The organism is Rhodopseudomonas sp. WA056 (assembly GCF_010906995.1).
Taxonomy (GTDB): Bacteria; Pseudomonadota; Alphaproteobacteria; order Rhizobiales; family Xanthobacteraceae; genus Rhodopseudomonas; species Rhodopseudomonas palustris_G.
In genome coordinates this window covers 1-16451 of sequence record NZ_QPFS01000045.1, presented here as the reverse complement: position 1 = coordinate 16451, position 16451 = coordinate 1, and the positions used below count along the sequence as shown (strand labels likewise).

Genomic DNA, 16451 nt, shown 5'->3' with positions numbered 1-16451 from the left:
GCTGCCTCGGCGTATCGCGAGCTGTCGTGAATTGTGTAGTTCGGCGGAGCGGCGCTGTGTCGTCATCTTGATATTCCTCCAGGACGCGGCACAGAAGCGTGACTGTGAGGAATGCGACAAGCCGTCGGACTTTTGATTTCCGGACGAATTCTTAAGATTACAAAGGTTCTACGCCGGCGGCGGGATCAGGCGTTCGCTGAATGGAATTACAGCAGGTCGCGCGGAGAAATCCCGAAGCGCTTTCTGAAAACTGCCGAGAAGTAAGCTGGCGTGTAGCCGACGCGATGCGCAGCCTCCGAGACGTTGGTGGCGCCGCTCGACAGCAGCCGATACGCTTCGTTCAAACGTGCGTCTTGCAGGAAATCGTTCACGGTGGTCCCGAAAGCCGCCTGGAAACCGTCCGTCAGCTTGCGGGTGTTCAATCCCACCGCCGCGGCCAATGCCGGCAAATTCGGTGGAGCCCCGAGCCGCTCCAGAAGGATGGTGCGGGCTTTCTTCAAGCGTTCGACATCGCCAAGTGACGGTCTCGGGGGCTCGATCGCGGAGTTGGTCTCGATCGCTTCGCAGGCCAAGGCGAGGATCTCGAGTGCCTTGGCAGAAAGGAACAGGTCCCGCGCTGCGCCGACGAAGGGGCAAACTTCGAGCTGCGTGCACAGCGCCTGCAGCGCGCGGGGCGCCGCGATGTATTGCAGGCTGGGCCGATCGATCGGGATCAGCGACGCCAACGGATCGCTTGCGGACTCGGCCTTGCTGCCGGGTTCAAGGGCCGCCTTGACCATCACGTAATGCAGTGGCTCGTCGGCGCTCACCATCTGCCGACCGCAGGCATCGGCCGGCGAGCGGATGACGCAGACCGTGGGGCCGGCGATGCTGAACTCGCCGGTGCAACCGTCGATCCGTGCCCGCATCGCGCCGCGCAGGATGACGACCACCTTGGTGCCGTGATGCAATTGTTCGTCGACCCAATCCCCATCGGGCTGTTGCAGAACGCCGCTAGCCAGATCGAGCTGCGAGATCGCGCCCGTCCACCTGTGCTCCAATGTCATGCTTCCGCCGTTGAACACCACTGGTGACAATGAGCAACACTATGACACCGAAGCCCGGCGACGACACCGCCACGACGCGGCGTGGAGTCGAGAAAAGCTCGAAGTTCGCTGTGCGGAATGAAATGCAAGCTGCGTCAGGGTCGAGAAGCGGCCTACGCCGGCAGCGAGCGCGGTCCGAACAGGATCACGCTCATGCCGACCAGGCAGATCGCGGCGCCGATCACGTCCCATGGGTCGGGGCGGTTGCCTTCCATCGCCCAGCCCCACAACAGCGCGCTGGCAATGTAGATGCCGCCATAGGCCGCATAGGCGCGGCCGGCGAGGGGACTGTCGGCCAGCGTCAGCAGATAGGCGAACAGCGCCAGCGCAAGCATGCCGGGGATCAGCCACAGCGGCGACTGGCCCAGCCGCAGCCAGGCCCAGAACGCGAAGCATCCGGCGATCTCCATTAGCGCAGCAGCGCAGAACGTGAGGAGTGAGGTCATGGGCGTTGGCCGTGGCTTTCGGTGAAGCTGCGCATTGATCGATGCTCCGAACCATAGATGAACTGCGCCGCCAACGAAAAAGGCGCGGGAGTCGTGCCCGCGCCTTTCGCTTGTTCAGTCGCTGCGCCCGATCAGGCTGCCTTGGTCTCGCTCATCGCCTTGTGCAGGTTCTGCGCGACCTTGTCGAGGAAGCCCTCGGTCGACAGCCAGCGCTGGTCGGCACCGACCAGCAGCGCGAGGTCCTTGGTCATCGCGCCGGCTTCCACCGTCTCCACGCAGACCTTTTCCAAGGTGTCGGCAAAGCGAGCCAGCTCTTCGTTGCTGTCCAGCTTGGCGCGATGCGCGAGGCCGCGGGTCCAGGCGAAGATCGAGGCGATCGAGTTGGTCGAGGTCGCCTTGCCCTTCTGGTGCTCGCGATAGTGCCGGGTGACGGTGCCGTGCGCGGCCTCGGCTTCTACCGTCTTGCCGTCCGGCGTCATCAGCACCGAGGTCATCAGGCCGAGCGAGCCGTAGCCCTGCGCCACGGTGTCGGACTGGACATCGCCGTCGTAGTTCTTACAGGCCCAGACGTAGCCGCCCGACCACTTCAGCGCCGACGCGACCATGTCGTCGATCAGGCGATGCTCGTAGGTCAGGCCCTTGGCGTCGTACTCGGCCTTGAACTCGTTGTCGAAGATCTCCTGGAAGATGTCTTTGAAACGACCGTCGTACACCTTCATGATGGTGTTCTTGGTCGACAGGTAGACCGGATAGTTGCGGATCAGGCCGTAGTTCAGCGAGGCGCGGGCGAAGTCCTTGATCGACTCGTCGAGGTTGTACATCGACATCGCGACGCCGGCGCCGGGCGCCTTGAACACTTCGCGCTCGATCACCGAGCCGTCTTCGCCGACGAACTTCATCGTCAGTGTGCCCGGGCCGGGGAACTTGATGTCGGTCGCGCGATACTGATCGCCATAGGCGTGACGGCCGATCACGATCGGCTTGGTCCAGCCCGGCACCAGCCGCGGCACGTTCTTGCAGATGATCGGCTCGCGGAAGATCACGCCGCCGAGGATGTTGCGGATGGTGCCGTTCGGCGACTTCCACATGCTCTTGAGGCCGAATTCCTTCACCCGCGCTTCGTCCGGGGTGATGGTGGCGCACTTCACGCCGACGCCGACCTGCTTGATCGCGTTCGCCGCATCGATGGTGACCTGATCATCGGTTTTGTCGCGGTGCTCCATCCCGAGGTCGAAATACATCAGCTCGACATCAAGGAACGGGGTGATGAGCTTGTCCTTGATCATCTGCCAGATGATCCTGGTCATCTCGTCACCGTCGAGTTCCACGACGGGATTCTTCACCTTGATTTTCGCCATGCGGGATCGGGCCTTCTTGTGATTCTGCGCTTAAAGGGGCGGGAATTGGACTAAAGCCGCGCCCGCTATAGCACCGCGCCGGACCGGCCGAAAGGCGAATGCGGCGGCAATTTGGACGGATTCGCAGCGCGGCTCCGCATGGCTCGGCAACGCCGCCGTCACAAGGCGGGCCGCGACCGGAAGCGGGTAGGGCGCACGCTGTGTCAAGCGTACTTCACAGCGGTTCAAACCGGCAGCCAAATCCACTATTTGCTTGAGAAATCGCCGCCGCCTTGGCAACGGAAAGGCGCGGCGGCCGCCGCTGTCCGGCCCGCGCGCCGCGGCTTCCCCCGATCCTCCCGCGCCGCCTCGGATCACTCCGAGGGACGCCCGTTTTTGAAAGACCACGCCCATGTCCGGTTCCGGTACCGACCGATCCAAGCCCCCGGCCGCGCTCGACGGCCCGGTGGTGATTCTGGTCGAACCGCAGCTCGGCGAGAACATCGGGATGTGCGCCCGCGCGATGGGCAATTTCGGGCTGACCCGGCTGCGGCTGGTGAAGCCGCGCGACGGCTGGCCGAACATCGCCGCGACGCGCGCCTCGGCGGGCGCCGATCACATCCTGAATGCGGTGGAGCTGTTCGACAGCGTCGCCGACGCGGTAGCCGATTGCGCGCTGCTGTTCGCCACCACCGCCCGTGCCCACGACCAGGCCAAGCCGGTGCGCGGGCCGGAGGCCGCCGCGCAGGAGATCGTCGCCTCGATCGCGACCGGCGTCACCGCCGGCATCCTGTTCGGCCGCGAGCGCCACGGCCTGGAGAACGACGAGGTCGCGCTCGCCAACCGGATCGTCACCTTCCCGGTCAACCCGGCGTTCGCCTCGCTCAATCTGGCGCAGGCGGTGCTGCTGATGGGCTACGAATGGTTCAAGCACGCCACGGGGGGCGCGCTGCCGTTCGCGATGCCGGAGCGCTCCGAGCCGGCGTCGCAGCACCAGATGCAGGCGTTCTTCGACAACCTCGTGGCCGAGCTCGACCGCGTCGAGTTCCTCCGCCCGCCGGAGAAGCGCGACACCATGCTGGTGAACCTGCGCAACATCTTTACCCGGATGGATCCCACCAAGCAGGACATCCACACCCTGCACGGCGCCATCATGGCGATCGCCGAGGGCCGCAAGGGCCCGGCCAAGGGCGGCGTGCTCGACGGCGAACAGGCGACGCGGCTGCGCGCGCTGCTGGCCGAGCGCGCGGCGGCCGGCGGCCCCGACGCCGAGGGCGGCTCGCTGCGCGGGCTCGCCCGCATGCTCCGCCGCAACCCGACCGACGCCGAGCGGCTGCTGTGGGAACATCTGCGCAAGGACCGCCGCTTCGCCGGCACCTTCAAGCGCCAGACCCCGGTCGGCCGCCACATTCCGGACTTCGTCTCGTTCCCGCACCGCATCGCGATCGAGCTGGTCAATCCGGACGAGAGCGACGCGATCGTCCGCGACCGGGCGATGCGCAAGGAGTGGCTGGAAGCGCGCGACTATCGCGTCGCGCTGGTCGCGGCGACCGACGTCACCGGCGACATCGCCGCCGTGCTGGCGCGGCTGGAGGCGGTGCTGGCGCGCGCCTGATTGACTTCACGCCCCGGCTGCGATTCGCTTCGTACCAAGCGGCGGCTCGCCGCAGCACAGGCAATCGGGAGGGGACATGACAACGACATCGACGATGCGCCGCGCGGGATGGCTCACCGGCCTCGGCCTGCTCGCCGCAGCGCTGGCCACCACAGGCGCCCGCGCCGACGACGTCGGCGGCACCTGGCTGCGCGAGACCGGCGCCTCCAAGGTCAAGTTTGCGCCCTGCGGCGGCGCGGTGTGCGGCACGCTGGTGTGGCTCAAGCCGGGCATCGAGACCCCTGCCAAGGTCGGCCAGAAGATATTCTTCGACATGAAGCCGACCGGCCCGGGCGCCTGGGCCGGCAGTGCCTTCAATCCGGAGGACGGCAAGACCTACACCGGCAAGATGAACCTGTCCGGCAGCACGCTGACCACCCAGGGCTGCGCGATGGGCGGCCTGATCTGCAAATCCGCCACCTGGACGCGGGCGAACTGAGTGGAGGAGGCGCGCCAGCAAGGTCAGGTGAGCTTGCCCAAAGTCATCTTGCCTGACGTTCTGCAGCGCGGCCTCAGAGTCGTGTTCTGCGGCACCGCCGCCGGCCGTGCGTCGGAGAAGGCGCAAAGCTATTATGCGCACAGCCGGAACAAGTTCTGGAGCGTCCTCAGCGAAACGGGCCTCACGACACGAAAGCTGGCGCCGAACGAGTTTCGCGAAGTGACGAGATTCGGCATCGGCCTGACCGACCTGTGCAAGGATGTGGCCGGAAGCGATCATGAGGTTCGGCCACGGCCGGAACATCGGGTGGTTCTCAGACGGAAGATCGAAGAGAACCGTCCCGACTTTCTCGCCTTCACCAGTCTGGAAGCTGCGAAGCGGTTCGTCGGCCGCAGGGTCGGCCTCGGGCGTTATGAGGAGAGCATCGGAACGACATCGATCTATGTGCTGCCATCGACCTCGCCGATGGCGGATTGGAATTGGATGGCGAACAAGATCCACTGGTGGGAGTTTGCCGAACGGGTCCGCGCCTCCTGATCGAGGAGCGCCGTGTCGTTGCGTCAGGTCGCCGTCCGGCGACCGTCAATGGAGTTCAACTTGAGCGTCGCTTTCACCAAGGAAGATAGTGCCGAGACCGCCTCGGAGACCGTGCTGCCGGATCGGCCGATCTCGCCGCATCCGAACCTCGTCACCGCCGCCGGGCTGGCGGCGCTGGAGGCGCAGTTGGCCGAGGCGAAGGCCGCGCTCGAAGCCGCAGGTTTGATCGAGGACGTCAACGAGCGCCGCCGCGCCGAAGCCATCCCGCTGCGGGACGCGCGTTACTACGCAGCCAGGGTGCGCACCGCGCAAGTGATGCCCGATCCGCCCTCGACCGACGAGATCGCGTTCGGCTCCACCGTCACCTTCCGCCGCGCCGACGGCCGCGTCCAGACCTACCGCATCGTCGGCGAAGACGAAGCCGATCCGAAGCAGGGCACGATCTCATTCGTATCGCCGGTGGCGCGGCTACTGATCGGCAAGAGCGTCGGCGACGTGGTGGGGAAGGGCGCGCAGGAGTTGGAGGTGGTGGGGATTGGGTAGGAGATAGAATCTTGAATTTGGTAGTTGGCACGTTGCCTTTTAGCCGCCGGTTAGCTTCACAATAGCCCTTACTGTAGGAAGCTATTTCAATTGACTGTTAGCTGCGATTTGAGCGGCCTCAATGCGCGTTCGTTCCCTGGCGTCGGCGTCAAAATTTTCGAGCACGAGTCTCGCGAATCCACCGGGATTCCGCTCGCAATGGTAGAAGTAGTGATCCATTTTACGTTGCTTTTCTCGGGAGGCGGATGCACTCGGAGACGGGGTCGAATGCCCCCATAGCTCTCTTGCAACGCGCCACGCTTTCCAAAGACTATAAGCGAGTACGATTGCTCCAAGCCATTGTGGTCCCAAGAATTCGGCAATGGCAAACGTTGCAGGAATAACGGCAAGCCACATTGAAAGCGACAGTTTCAGGACAAGAAACCCTTTTCGTTGCTCACGAAGCCGGCGAAGTGCATGTTCTTTGATCTGGTCGCCCGTTCTAAACGGTATGTCGGAATATATCGTTCGCCAGTCGGGGTGAGCCGGCGCAGAATCGAGATGGTTGCTCAGATCATTGAGATTCCACGACAGATTGGCATCGCCGCCGCCGGGGGCTATCCATCCGACCAAGCATGTCTCGTCTGCCTTTCTTGGGGCAATCGGATTGTGTGCTTCGTCGTACCCGAAGACCATCAATGGAATTGGATAGCGAGACAGCCAAAAGGCTAGCTCTGTTTCCATTGATTGAATGACTTTCGCGGAATCAACGGAGCCAAGAAAAGTGATTGTAAGAATGGCGAACGAGAAACCGTTGCTAGGCGGTCGATATTCTACGAAATACGATCCGCGATGTTCCTTAATGCTATCAAAATAGAGATCTTGTGCAGTCATAGACAGCATCCAATTCAGCGAGCGTAGCCGGGTGAGCGCAGCGACACCCCGGGGACGATCGGTGTCCCCCTGCATGTCGCTTCGCTCATGCAGGCTACACTGAACGGTGGGGTCTCGCCCATCGGAGTGTTTCATCCCGCCTTGATCCATCGCTGATAGGTTCGTGCCGTTTCTTATTTCAGGAGATGCGTCACGTTACCATTGAAGCATTCTTTTTTGGCAGCGGTCGCTTCCGTGTTGCTGCTCGGTCCTGTAGCCGCGCAGACAGCGCCGGCTGTCGCTGTCGGCCGGGGCACGCCGGTTCGCATGCAGACTACGCTCTCCTTCTTCATGTCCGGGAGCGGCGCACAGGACGAGCTGCCGCAGAAGCTCGATCAGGCACGCAAGATCGTGTTCAACTGGCGACGCGGGAGTGCGAGCTGCTGCGGAGTACGATCGCCAAGGATTGCAGGCTGGAGTCCGTCAACAGCAACGTCCGGCAGATCGAGGGCCGACAGCCGCAGCTTCAGCAGCCGACCGGCTACAACGTCAGCGGGACAATTCAGTCGACGGTCAGCTTGAAGGCGCAGCCTCGATCGCTCCAGCCGGCCGGCGTCCGCGAGCGATCTGTTAACGTTTCGTCGCTTGTCGCGTCCGCGCGAGCGGGTGCGCTTGCCCAGCGCTTGTGTTCATCACAGTGCCTTGGCGCGAGATGCAGTCCGCCTCCTCCCGCTCAGCCCGATTCGCTGTGATTCGTCACCGCTTTGTTCCGGCTGCGTTCGGAACGTTAAGGCGCGCGGTGGCGGCTGTCGCAGGGTGGGACACTTCCGCTGTCGTCGGCGGCTTCGACGCCGCGGCCGGCACCATGCTAGCGTCCGGCCAACAACAACAGACACCACAGGGAGATCGCCGATGATAACGACCGCCGCCAAGCGGGCCACGTTTCGCAAGCAGCACGAAGCCGGCTGCTTCGTGCTGCCGAATCCGTGGGATGTCGGCTCGGCGCGGGCGCTGGTGTCGCTCGGGTTTCAGGCGCTGGCCTCGACCAGCGCCGGCTTTGCGTGGTCGGCGGGACGTGCGGACAATCAGGTCGGCTGCGACGATGTGCTGGCGCATCTGACGACGCTGTGCGCGGCGGTGGATCTGCCGATCAATGCCGATTTCGAGAACGGCTTTGCCGACAGCCCCGACGGCGTCGCCGCCAATGTCACGCGCGCGATCGCCACCGGCATTGCCGGGCTGTCGATCGAGAATACGACCACCGATCCGGCGCGGCCGTTTTACGACGACGCGCTCGCCGCCGAGCGCATCAAGGCGGCGCGGGCGGCGATCGATGCGTCGGGTGAGGACGTCGTGCTGGTGGCGCGCTGCGAGGGTTTCTTCAAGGGCGAGCGCGATCTCGCCAAGACCACCGCGCGGCTGATGGCGTTCGCCGAGGCCGGTGCCGATTGCCTGTACGCGCCGGGCGTCACCACCGAGGCCGAGATTATCACGCTGGTGAAGGCGGTGGCGCCGAAGCCGCTCAACGTGCTGATCGCGCAGCCGAGCATGACGGTGCCGATGCTCGCCGACCTCGGCGTCCGCCGCATCAGCGTCGGCGGCTCGCTGGCGCGCTGCGCCTGGGCCGGCTTCCTCGGCGCCGCGCGCGAGATCGCCGAGCAGGGCACGTTCACCGCATTCGCCGGAGCGACCAAGGGCGCGGAGCTGAACGGGCTGTTTGTTGGGAAGTAGTAGCTGCGATCGGTACACGATCATGTATTATGACGGCCGGCCCTGACTACGTGCGTTGAAGGTCAGATCATGGTTCTCAAGGTCCAGGACCGTGTGGCGGACGATGAGGTTGACTATGGCTACGACAAGCATGAGCAAAGGCACGGCAGCCGAGATCACCCGCGGCAGCGGCAATGTGTTTGCGGACCTGGGCATGGCCGACGCAGAGGAGAGGCAGACCAAGCTCAGGCTTGCCCATGCTTTGAACGCGGTGATCGACCGCGTTCGTTTGAGTCAAGCTACCGCCGCCGTGCGGCTCGGGATCAACCAGCCCAAGGTCTCGGCCTTGCGAAACTACAAACTGGAAGGCTTTTCAGTCGAGCGGCTGATGACGTTGCTGAATAGGGGTGGGGTTAGCAGATAGGACGAGAACATCTTGCCTTAGGGGGCATCGATTGTTGGTCCATCTCGGTACAGAATTTTGCCGTAACGATATTCTCTGACTGTCTATTTGCTTGGGGGGCATCATGGGTCAACTTGTTGACGGCGATGATGGGATTCCGGTTGAGGAAGTGGGGAAATGGGCGACAGGCAAACATATTTCTTTATGTCGCTACATCGATATCTCCAGAGCAGTGCGCGGAAAGTGGCTTGGGCCCGGCAAGGGTGGGGCGACCTACATCGACCTGTTCTGTGGCCCAGGGCGGTCTCGTATCAGGCGGACCGGCGAGTATGTAGATGGTAGTTGCGTGGCTGCATGGAAAGAAAGCGTCCGAACCAATACGCCATTCACGCAGGTCTTTATTGCAGATGCTGATGGCCAGCGCCGCGCCTATGCAGCGCATAGGCTAAAGAAGCTCGGTGCGCCTGTAATTGAGATCGATGGAGACGCTGTTGCGGCGACCCGTAGGTTGAGCGATCGTCTGTCTCCACAAGGCTTGCACTTCGCTTTCCTGGATCCTTACAACTTGGCTGCCTTCGACCTTAGTGCCGTCGAGCAGCTGTCGCGGTTCCGCTATATCGATATGCTTGTGCACATCAGTAAAATGGACCTGCAGCGTAATCTCGGCCTCAACATCCGACTGCAGCAGTCTGCATTCGATAAGTTCGCGCCGGGATGGCGCGATGTGGTGGATCTGCATCAGAATCATGCAGCCATACGCCGCGCTGTATTTGACTACTGGAAGTCGAAGATTACTGCTTTGGGCATCTATCCATCCGTGGATATGGAGCTGATCACTGGGGAGCAGGGGCAGCATCTTTATTGGCTGACCCTGGCGGCGCGACATGATCTCGCGCATCGCTTCTGGAAGATCGCGTCGAACAAGCAGGTTCAGGGCGACTTGTTCGGTTAAATCGTAGCGGACGGCATTTCGTCGTAAGTGCGCCCGTGTCGAATGCGGCCAGCAAGCTTCTTGTTCTTGCCGCCCCACTGCTTGAAGAAGAAGGCCGTGCCCGATCGGCGGCATGTCGCTTCGATTTCGTCCACCCACACTGCCTGCATATCCCGAGCGTAAGGTCCACTCTCGCCGCCGACGATCGCCCAGTGGATGTCACGAAGATCTGCTCCCGCGACCGAACCGATCAAGGGTTCAAACGATACAAATCGGATCTCAGCCGGAACGCGTCGGATTTCGTCAAGCCTGTGGATTACGCGATCATCTTCGACGCTAGTGCCAAGCCAAACATTAGGCAGTAATTCAAAATCAGCGCCGTTTAAGATGGATGCCATTCTGTCCGGTCGCTTTGTCAGGATTTGATAGGTGTGACGCGGAGTATCGCGCATCACGGTCCAGACCTGTTGGATGAAGTTTACTGGTACGTCGTTGTGAAACAGATCGGACATCGAATTGACGAAGACTTTGCGCGGCTTCGTCCACATCCGCGGCGCGCCGAGCGCTGCCTCGTCTAATCGGATTTTGCCCGTCCATACGGCGCGACGGCCGCTCTTCCGGGTGAGTCCGGCGTATTTCGGCACTCCCATCGCATCCAAGCGGGCCGCCATTCGCATCGCGTAGCAGTTTGTGCAGCCTGCGGTAAGAACCGTACAGCCCGCGACCGGATTCCAAGTAGCGTCGGTCCACTCGATCGATGTCTCAGTCATGGCCTTCTCCGCTCCTCAGCATGACTTGGTAACAGTTAACGAAGGCCGAAAATTGTTCATGATTTGTTCGTCGTGTTCTCATTTACAGCCTCCTCCTCGGCCCTCGCCGCACCACCTCCCGCTCCGGCGGGGTGTAGGCGTCGTCCAGCAGTGCCATGGCTTCGGCGGGGATGCAGGTGGTGAAGACGCCGCCGTGGCGCATGTCGGTCAAGGCTTTGCGGATCGCGGGCTCGCGGTCGAGCCAGTCCTCTTCGGTGCGGGGCGCCGGGCCGGGTTTGCCGGGGCGGCCGCGACCTTTTTGAGTGAGCCGCGCCATTTTCAGCACCTCCATGGCCTCGATCAGCCGGTTGAGATCGACCGACGGCGCCTGCCACAGCTCGTCGACATAGCGTTCGGCAAGCTGCTGCAGTTTGCTGCTGAGCATCCGCAGCTTCAGCCGGCGGCCGGCGCGCTCGGTCGGCACGGTGTCGCTGGCGCGCGGCGCCAATGGGTGACGCGTCCAGTTGAACTCACGCTTCCAGCGCCCGACGGTGCCGGCGCTGACGCTCGTCTTCGCCTCGATCTCCTTGTAGGTCAGCGAGGTCTGTTCGATCAGCCGGCGCACATGGGCGACCTTGGCATTGGTATGCAGCCGCTTGCAGCCCTTCGGACGGCCGCCAGGGACCGGCGGCGGTCCGTCGTCGAGCGTGGCCAGCACCAGCCGGTCGAGGGAGGAGTCGAGCACACGAATGGGGGAGCGAAAAACCGGGAAGGGCATGTTGGGCTCCGGTCAAAGCAGGGCATCAATCCAATATAAGAATATATACCTAAATAATGACAGGGTAAGGACGACGTCGCCGCGAGCGCTTCCGGAGGAGCCACGCCCCGGCTCTGACGGGGGATCATGTGGGGAGGCCGCCGTCGCGGCCGTCGCCCCGCGCCGCGTCCAGATCGTTCGACTGGAATGTTAACCCTTCCGCCCCGTTTCACCGCCTTAAGCGAGGGACGCTTCCAGCATTGGTGTGAGTGGGAAGGCGGACGCACAACTTGCAGCGTTAGCCGCGCCGGAAAGCCCGATTCGCAGCGATTCGTCGCCGCTTTGTTCCGTCTGCGTGCCGAACGTTAATCCGCGCCAGGCGGGCTGTCGCAGAGCGGGACACCATCGCCCGTGTTTTGGCCCGGCGCCCGGCGCCGAAAACACAAATGCCCGGGACAGGCCCGGGCATTTGAAATTCGATTGAGCAATCAGGGGCTGGCCGCCCCAGCGGCCGGCGGGAACCCGTCAAATTCCGGCCTTCACCTCTTGGACCGCCTGGGCGTACAGTTCGGTCATCTTGGCGCGCAGCTCGGTTTCCGGCAGCGTGATGCCCTTGTCGGCGAGATCCTTGGTGACTTTGCGCACCACGTCGGCGTCGCCGGCTTCTTCGAGGTCGGCCACTACCACTTCTTTGGCGTAGGCGGCAGCGGCATCGCCGGACAGGCCGAGCTTGTCGGCGACCCAAAGGCCGAGCAGCTTGGAGCGCCGCGCCTCGGCCTTGAACTTCTGCTCTTCGTCGAGCGCGAACTTCCTCTCGAAGCCTTCCTCGCGCTTGTCGAAAGTGGTCATGTCTGCGGTTCCGATCATGTAGGCCGACCAACGGCCGGTTTGCGGTGGGCGGGTTCGATGCCTAGATATCCAGAGCCGCCGGTGAAGACAACTGCCACAATGGCGCACGGCGAGGGGTAAAACTCCCGGGCCACCCGGCCGGATCGATTGTATCGGGGGGGCCAATCAGCTAGGTTGCAGCGAGGCTGGGTTCTCGTTCTGTTTCCTGTTCCTGGCCTTTTCGGCAGCTCCGCCGTGGGCCGCTTTCGTCAGACGGAGCCCACCACCCGATGGATTTCAACAAAACACGGTACATCCCCATGAGCCGGCGACGTCGCATTTACGAAGGCAAGGCCAAGGTGCTGTATGAAGGTCCGGAACCCGGAACTCTGATTCAGCACTTCAAGGACGACGCCACCGCGTTCAATGCCAAGAAGCACCAGGTGATCGAGGGCAAGGGCGTCCTCAACAACCGGATCTCCGAGTACCTGTTTCAGCACCTCAACGACATCGGGGTGCCGACCCATTTCATCCGCCGCCTCAACATGCGCGAGCAACTGATCCGCGAAGTCGAGATCGTGCCGCTCGAGGTGGTGGTGCGCAATGTCGCCGCCGGCAGCCTGTCGCAGCGGCTCGGGATCGAAGAGGGCACCCAGCTGCCGCGCTCGATCATCGAGTTCTACTACAAGAACGACCAGCTCAACGACCCGATGGTCTCGGAAGAGCACATCACCGCGTTCGGCTGGGCGACGCCGCAGGAGATCGACGACATCATGGCGCTGGCGATCCGCGTCAATGATTTCCTCACCGGTCTCTTCCTCGGCATCGGCATCCGGCTGGTCGACTTCAAGATGGAGTGCGGCCGGCTGTTCGAGGCCGAGATGATGCGCATCATCGTCGCCGACGAGATCTCGCCGGATTCGTGCCGACTGTGGGACATCAAGTCGAACGAGAAGCTCGACAAGGACCGCTTCCGCCGCGATCTCGGCGGCCTGCTCGAGGCCTACACCGAAGTCGCCAAGCGTCTCGGCATCCTGATGGAGAACGAGCGCCCGGTCGGCTCCGGCCCGGTGCTGGTGAAGGGCTGAAGCTAGGGCGGCGCGCGCGAGCGCGTTTCCAAGCGATGTCATTCCGGGGCGCCGCGCAGCGGCGAACCCGGAATCCAGAAGTTGTTACCAAGAGAGATTTTCCGGGTTCGCTCGCGGTGCGCGAGCGCCCCGGAATGACGGATGGGGCGGAGGCTCTGACCGGCATGACGAGGGGATCATCGAGGCGACCATGAAGGCACGAGTCACTGTTACCTTGAAGAACGGGATCCTGGATCCGCAAGGCAAGGCGATCGAGGGCGCGCTGAAGTCGCTCGGCGTTGCCGGCATCGCCAGCGTGCGCCAGGGCAAGGTGTTCGACATCGAGCTCGACGGCGCCGCCGACAAGGCCAAGGCCGAAGCCGCCCTCAAGGACGCCGCCGACAAGCTGTTGGCCAACACCGTGATCGAGAATTATGCTATCGAGGTAAAGGGTTAGTCTCCGGAGACTAGGTCATGGCCGACGTGAGCAACGAGTTGATTTTTGAAGTGCTCAAGCAGGTTCAGCAGAGATTGGACAAGGTCGACCACAAGGTCGACGAGCTGAAATCTGAAATGAACGCCATGCGTGGCTATCTGATCTCCATGCAACAGGACGTCCAGAACGTCTATGGAATCCTCGGTCGCTATGACGGCCGGCTCGAACACATCGAGCACCGTCTCGAATTGAACGACGCGCCGACGATGTCCGCGTGATCATCGCCATCGACGCGATCGTCCACTGCCCCTCCACGCGCTAACGGAAACCGCATGAAATCCGCCGTCCTCGTCTTCCCCGGCATCAATCGCGAGCGCGACATGGCGCGCGCGCTGAAACTGGTCTCCGGCAACGATGCCGCGATGGTGTGGCACGCCGAGACCGAGCTGCCGAAAGGCACCGATCTCGTGGTCGTCCCGGGCGGGTTCTCCTATGGCGATTATTTGCGCTGCGGCGCGATCGCGGCGCGGGCGCCGGTGATGGACGCGGTGCGCAAGTTCGCCGCTGATGGCGGCCTGGTGCTCGGCGTCTGCAACGGCTTTCAGATCCTGTGCGAGTCCGGCCTGCTGCCGGGCGTCTTGATGCGCAATGCGCGGCTGAAGTTCATCTGCCGCGACGTGCATCTGCGCGTCGAGCGCAACGACACCCCGTTCACCCGCGGCTACACCGCCGGCCAGGTGATCAAGGTGCCGGTGGCGCACGGCGAGGGCAATTACGAAGCCGACGAAGACACCGTGAAGCGGCTCGAAGGCGACGGCCGGGTGCTGTACCGCTACTGCTCGCCGGAAGGCGAAGTCGGCGAGAGCCATAACATCAACGGCGCCGCCGCCTCGATCGCCGGCATCGTCTCCGAGCGCGGCAACGTGCTCGGCATGATGCCGCATCCGGAAAACCACGTCGAAGACATCATGGGCTGCACCGACGGCCGCGGCCTGTTCGCGGGCCTCGCCCAGCACTTCGCCAAAGCGGCGTAAGCGACGGCTCTTTGGTGATCTTCATGGCCGGGCTTTGTCCCGGGCCATCCACGTGTTTCTTGTACATCGGCCTGAAGACGTGGATGCCCGGCACAAGGCCGGGCATGACGTGTCGAGGTCTGCACCAGATCTCGGTGGTTGAGCGGGCGGCCGGTCCCGTAAGTATCAGGTTTGCTGCAGCCACAAAAAAGCCCCCGCAAACGGGGGCTTTTCGTTACGCTCCGCTGCCGCTGCCGCTGCCGCTGCCGGCGCCTCAGCTCTCGCCGAACACCCGCTTGAAGATGGTGTCGACGTGCTTGTGGTGATAGCCGAGGTCGAACTGCTCTTCGATTTCGGCGTCGGTCATGTACTTTTTCATGTCCGGGTCGTTCTTCAGCAGCGTCAGGAAGTCGCCTTCGCCGCGCCACACCGGCATCGCGTTGCGCTGGACCAGCTTGTAGCTCTCCTCGCGCGAGCAGCCCTTCTGGGTCAGTGCGGTGAGCAGCCGCTGCGAATGCACCAGGCCGCCGAGGCGGTCGAGGTTCTTGGTCATGTTCTCCGGATACACCACCAGCTTCTCGATCACGCCGGCCAAACGATTCAGCGCGAAGTCCAGCGTCACGGTGGCGTCGGGCGCCAGCATCCGCTCGGCCGAGGAGTGTGAGATATCGCGCTCGTGCCACAGCACCACGTTCTCCATCGCCGGCATCACATAGGCGCGCACCATGCGGGCAAGACCGGTGAGGTTCTCGGTCAGCACTGGGTTGCGCTTGTGCGGCATCGAGGACGAGCCCTTCTGGCCTTCGGAGAAATACTCCTCGGCCTCGAGCACTTCGGTGCGCTGCAGGTGGCGGATCTCGGTGGCGAGCCGTTCCATCGACGAGGCGATCACGCCGAGCACCGCGAAGAACATCGCGTGGCGGTCGCGCGGAATGACTTGCGTCGACACCGGCTCGACCGCGAGGCCCATCGCTTTCGCAACGTGCTCTTCGACCCGCGGATCGATATGCGCGAAGGTGCCGACCGAGCCGGAGATCGCGCAGGTCGCCACTTCCTTGCGGGCGGCGACCAGACGGTCGCGGGCGCGGCTGAATTCGGCATAGGCGTAGGCCATCTTCAGGCCGAACGTTACCGGTTCGGCGTGGATGCCGTGCGAACGGCCGATCGACGGCGTCATCTTGTGCTCGAAGGCGCGGGCCTTCAGCGCCGCCAGCACGCGGTCGAGGTCGGCCAGCAGGATGTCGGCGGCGCGGGTGAGTTGGACGTTGAAGCAGGTGTCGAGCACGTCCGACGAGGTCATGCCCTGATGCACGAACCGCGACATCGGCCCGACGAACTCGGCCAGATGGGTCAGGAAGGCGATGACATCGTGCTTGACCTCGCGCTCGATCTCGTCGATCCGCGCCACGTCGAACGCGGCGTCCTTGCCGCCCTTCCAGATCGCCTCGGCGGCCTCCTTCGGGATCACCCCGAGCGCAGCCTGCGCGTCGGAGGCATGGGCCTCGATCTCGAACCAGATCTTGAAGCGGGTCAGCGGCTCCCAAATGGCAGCCATTTCCGGACGGGTATAACGCGGGATCATCGCAAACTCGTGGGTTTTGGGGATTACGCCGCGCTTTAGCAGATCGGCGGGGCAGGGGCTAGGGACGGGGCGTGTCGCCGGT

19 protein-coding genes are annotated in these 16451 nt (G+C 63.3%); 11 read left to right on the top strand and 8 right to left on the bottom strand.

Going from position 1 to position 16451, the window contains the following annotated elements; all coding sequences use genetic code 11:
• Nucleotides 1–206 precede the first annotated feature (206 nt).
• From DU475_RS11250 to DU475_RS11240, 3 genes are all read right to left on the bottom strand, one after another.
• Nucleotides 207–1067 (bottom strand): helix-turn-helix transcriptional regulator, encoded by an 861-nt coding sequence (locus tag DU475_RS11250; protein ID WP_349644180.1) that lies wholly within the window; start codon nucleotides 1065–1067, stop codon nucleotides 207–209.
• A 131-nt stretch (nucleotides 1068–1198) separates the two neighbouring features.
• Nucleotides 1199–1531 carry a YnfA family protein gene (locus DU475_RS11245; protein ID WP_013501283.1) on the bottom strand — a complete coding sequence of 111 codons (333 nt, stop codon included), beginning with the start codon at nucleotides 1529–1531 and terminating at the stop codon, nucleotides 1199–1201.
• A gap of 131 nt (nucleotides 1532–1662) precedes the next feature.
• Nucleotides 1663–2889, bottom strand: a complete 1227-nt coding sequence (locus DU475_RS11240; RefSeq protein WP_142883270.1) for an NADP-dependent isocitrate dehydrogenase — start codon at nucleotides 2887–2889, stop codon at nucleotides 1663–1665.
• Nucleotides 2890–3280: 391 nt separating this feature from the next.
• Between DU475_RS11240 and DU475_RS11235 the strand changes: the two genes are divergently transcribed.
• From DU475_RS11235 to greA, 4 genes are all read left to right on the top strand, one after another.
• Nucleotides 3281–4483, top strand: coding sequence for a TrmH family RNA methyltransferase (locus tag DU475_RS11235; RefSeq protein ID WP_164632207.1), 1203 nt, complete (start codon nucleotides 3281–3283; stop codon nucleotides 4481–4483).
• A 76-nt stretch (nucleotides 4484–4559) separates the two neighbouring features.
• Complete coding sequence (locus DU475_RS11230) at nucleotides 4560–4961, top strand: DUF2147 domain-containing protein (RefSeq protein ID WP_013501286.1); 402 nt, start codon at nucleotides 4560–4562, stop codon at nucleotides 4959–4961.
• Nucleotides 4962–5498, top strand: coding sequence for a mismatch-specific DNA-glycosylase (locus DU475_RS11225; RefSeq protein WP_349644177.1), 537 nt, complete (start codon nucleotides 4962–4964; stop codon nucleotides 5496–5498). It begins immediately after the preceding gene.
• Between the two features lie 60 nt (nucleotides 5499–5558).
• Nucleotides 5559–6041, top strand: coding sequence for a transcription elongation factor GreA (gene greA / locus DU475_RS11220; RefSeq protein ID WP_164632206.1), 483 nt, complete (start codon nucleotides 5559–5561; stop codon nucleotides 6039–6041).
• 81 nt (nucleotides 6042–6122) lie between these two features.
• Here the strand turns inward: greA and DU475_RS11215 are convergent, their stop codons facing one another.
• Complete coding sequence (locus DU475_RS11215; protein WP_164632205.1) at nucleotides 6123–6989, bottom strand: hypothetical protein; 867 nt, start codon at nucleotides 6987–6989, stop codon at nucleotides 6123–6125.
• A gap of 816 nt (nucleotides 6990–7805) precedes the next feature.
• On the opposite strand from DU475_RS11215, the gene DU475_RS11210 reads away from it, so the two are divergent.
• The 3 genes from DU475_RS11210 to DU475_RS11200 all read left to right on the top strand — a co-directional run bounded on the left by DU475_RS11210 (nucleotide 7806) and on the right by DU475_RS11200 (nucleotide 9958).
• Nucleotides 7806–8624, top strand: a complete 819-nt coding sequence (locus tag DU475_RS11210) for an isocitrate lyase/PEP mutase family protein (protein WP_164632204.1) — start codon at nucleotides 7806–7808, stop codon at nucleotides 8622–8624.
• Nucleotides 8625–8754: 130 nt separating this feature from the next.
• Nucleotides 8755–9027 (top strand): helix-turn-helix domain-containing protein, encoded by a 273-nt coding sequence (locus tag DU475_RS11205; protein ID WP_246700303.1) that lies wholly within the window; start codon nucleotides 8755–8757, stop codon nucleotides 9025–9027.
• A 103-nt stretch (nucleotides 9028–9130) separates the two neighbouring features.
• Nucleotides 9131–9958: a three-Cys-motif partner protein TcmP gene (locus DU475_RS11200; RefSeq protein WP_164632202.1), complete on the top strand. Its 828-nt coding sequence runs from the start codon at nucleotides 9131–9133 to the stop codon at nucleotides 9956–9958.
• On the opposite strand, the gene DU475_RS11195 is transcribed toward DU475_RS11200, so the two are convergent.
• The 3 genes from DU475_RS11195 to DU475_RS11185 all read right to left on the bottom strand — a co-directional run bounded on the left by DU475_RS11195 (nucleotide 9955) and on the right by DU475_RS11185 (nucleotide 12292).
• Nucleotides 9955–10707 (bottom strand): DUF5131 family protein, encoded by a 753-nt coding sequence (locus DU475_RS11195; RefSeq protein WP_164632201.1) that lies wholly within the window; start codon nucleotides 10705–10707, stop codon nucleotides 9955–9957. The two genes, DU475_RS11200 and DU475_RS11195, sit on opposite strands and share 4 nt — an antisense overlap.
• A gap of 82 nt (nucleotides 10708–10789) precedes the next feature.
• Nucleotides 10790–11464: a hypothetical protein gene (locus tag DU475_RS11190; protein ID WP_013501292.1), complete on the bottom strand. Its 675-nt coding sequence runs from the start codon at nucleotides 11462–11464 to the stop codon at nucleotides 10790–10792.
• Nucleotides 11465–11968: 504 nt separating this feature from the next.
• Entirely contained in the window at nucleotides 11969–12292 is a 324-nt protein-coding gene (locus DU475_RS11185; protein ID WP_013501293.1) for a DUF1476 domain-containing protein, read from the bottom strand.
• 299 nt (nucleotides 12293–12591) lie between these two features.
• Here DU475_RS11185 and purC point away from each other — a divergent pair, with 299 nt between their 5' ends.
• The 4 genes from purC (at nucleotide 12592) to purQ (ending at nucleotide 14808) form a co-directional block, all read left to right on the top strand.
• Nucleotides 12592–13359, top strand: a complete 768-nt coding sequence (gene purC / locus DU475_RS11180) for a phosphoribosylaminoimidazolesuccinocarboxamide synthase (RefSeq protein WP_202907669.1) — start codon at nucleotides 12592–12594, stop codon at nucleotides 13357–13359.
• A 190-nt stretch (nucleotides 13360–13549) separates the two neighbouring features.
• Nucleotides 13550–13795: a phosphoribosylformylglycinamidine synthase subunit PurS gene (gene purS / locus DU475_RS11175; protein ID WP_107345551.1), complete on the top strand. Its 246-nt coding sequence runs from the start codon at nucleotides 13550–13552 to the stop codon at nucleotides 13793–13795.
• Between the two features lie 17 nt (nucleotides 13796–13812).
• Nucleotides 13813–14052, top strand: a complete 240-nt coding sequence (locus tag DU475_RS11170; RefSeq protein ID WP_047307781.1) for a hypothetical protein — start codon at nucleotides 13813–13815, stop codon at nucleotides 14050–14052.
• Nucleotides 14053–14106: 54 nt separating this feature from the next.
• A complete protein-coding gene (gene purQ, locus DU475_RS11165) occupies nucleotides 14107–14808 on the top strand; it encodes a phosphoribosylformylglycinamidine synthase subunit PurQ (RefSeq protein ID WP_164632200.1) in 702 nt (233 codons plus the stop codon).
• A gap of 253 nt (nucleotides 14809–15061) precedes the next feature.
• On the opposite strand, the gene purB is transcribed toward purQ, so the two are convergent.
• On the bottom strand, nucleotides 15062–16369 hold the full coding sequence (gene purB, locus DU475_RS11160) for an adenylosuccinate lyase (protein WP_164632199.1): 1308 nt from the start codon (nucleotides 16367–16369) through the stop codon (nucleotides 15062–15064).
• Nucleotides 16370–16451: the final 82 nt, after the last annotated feature.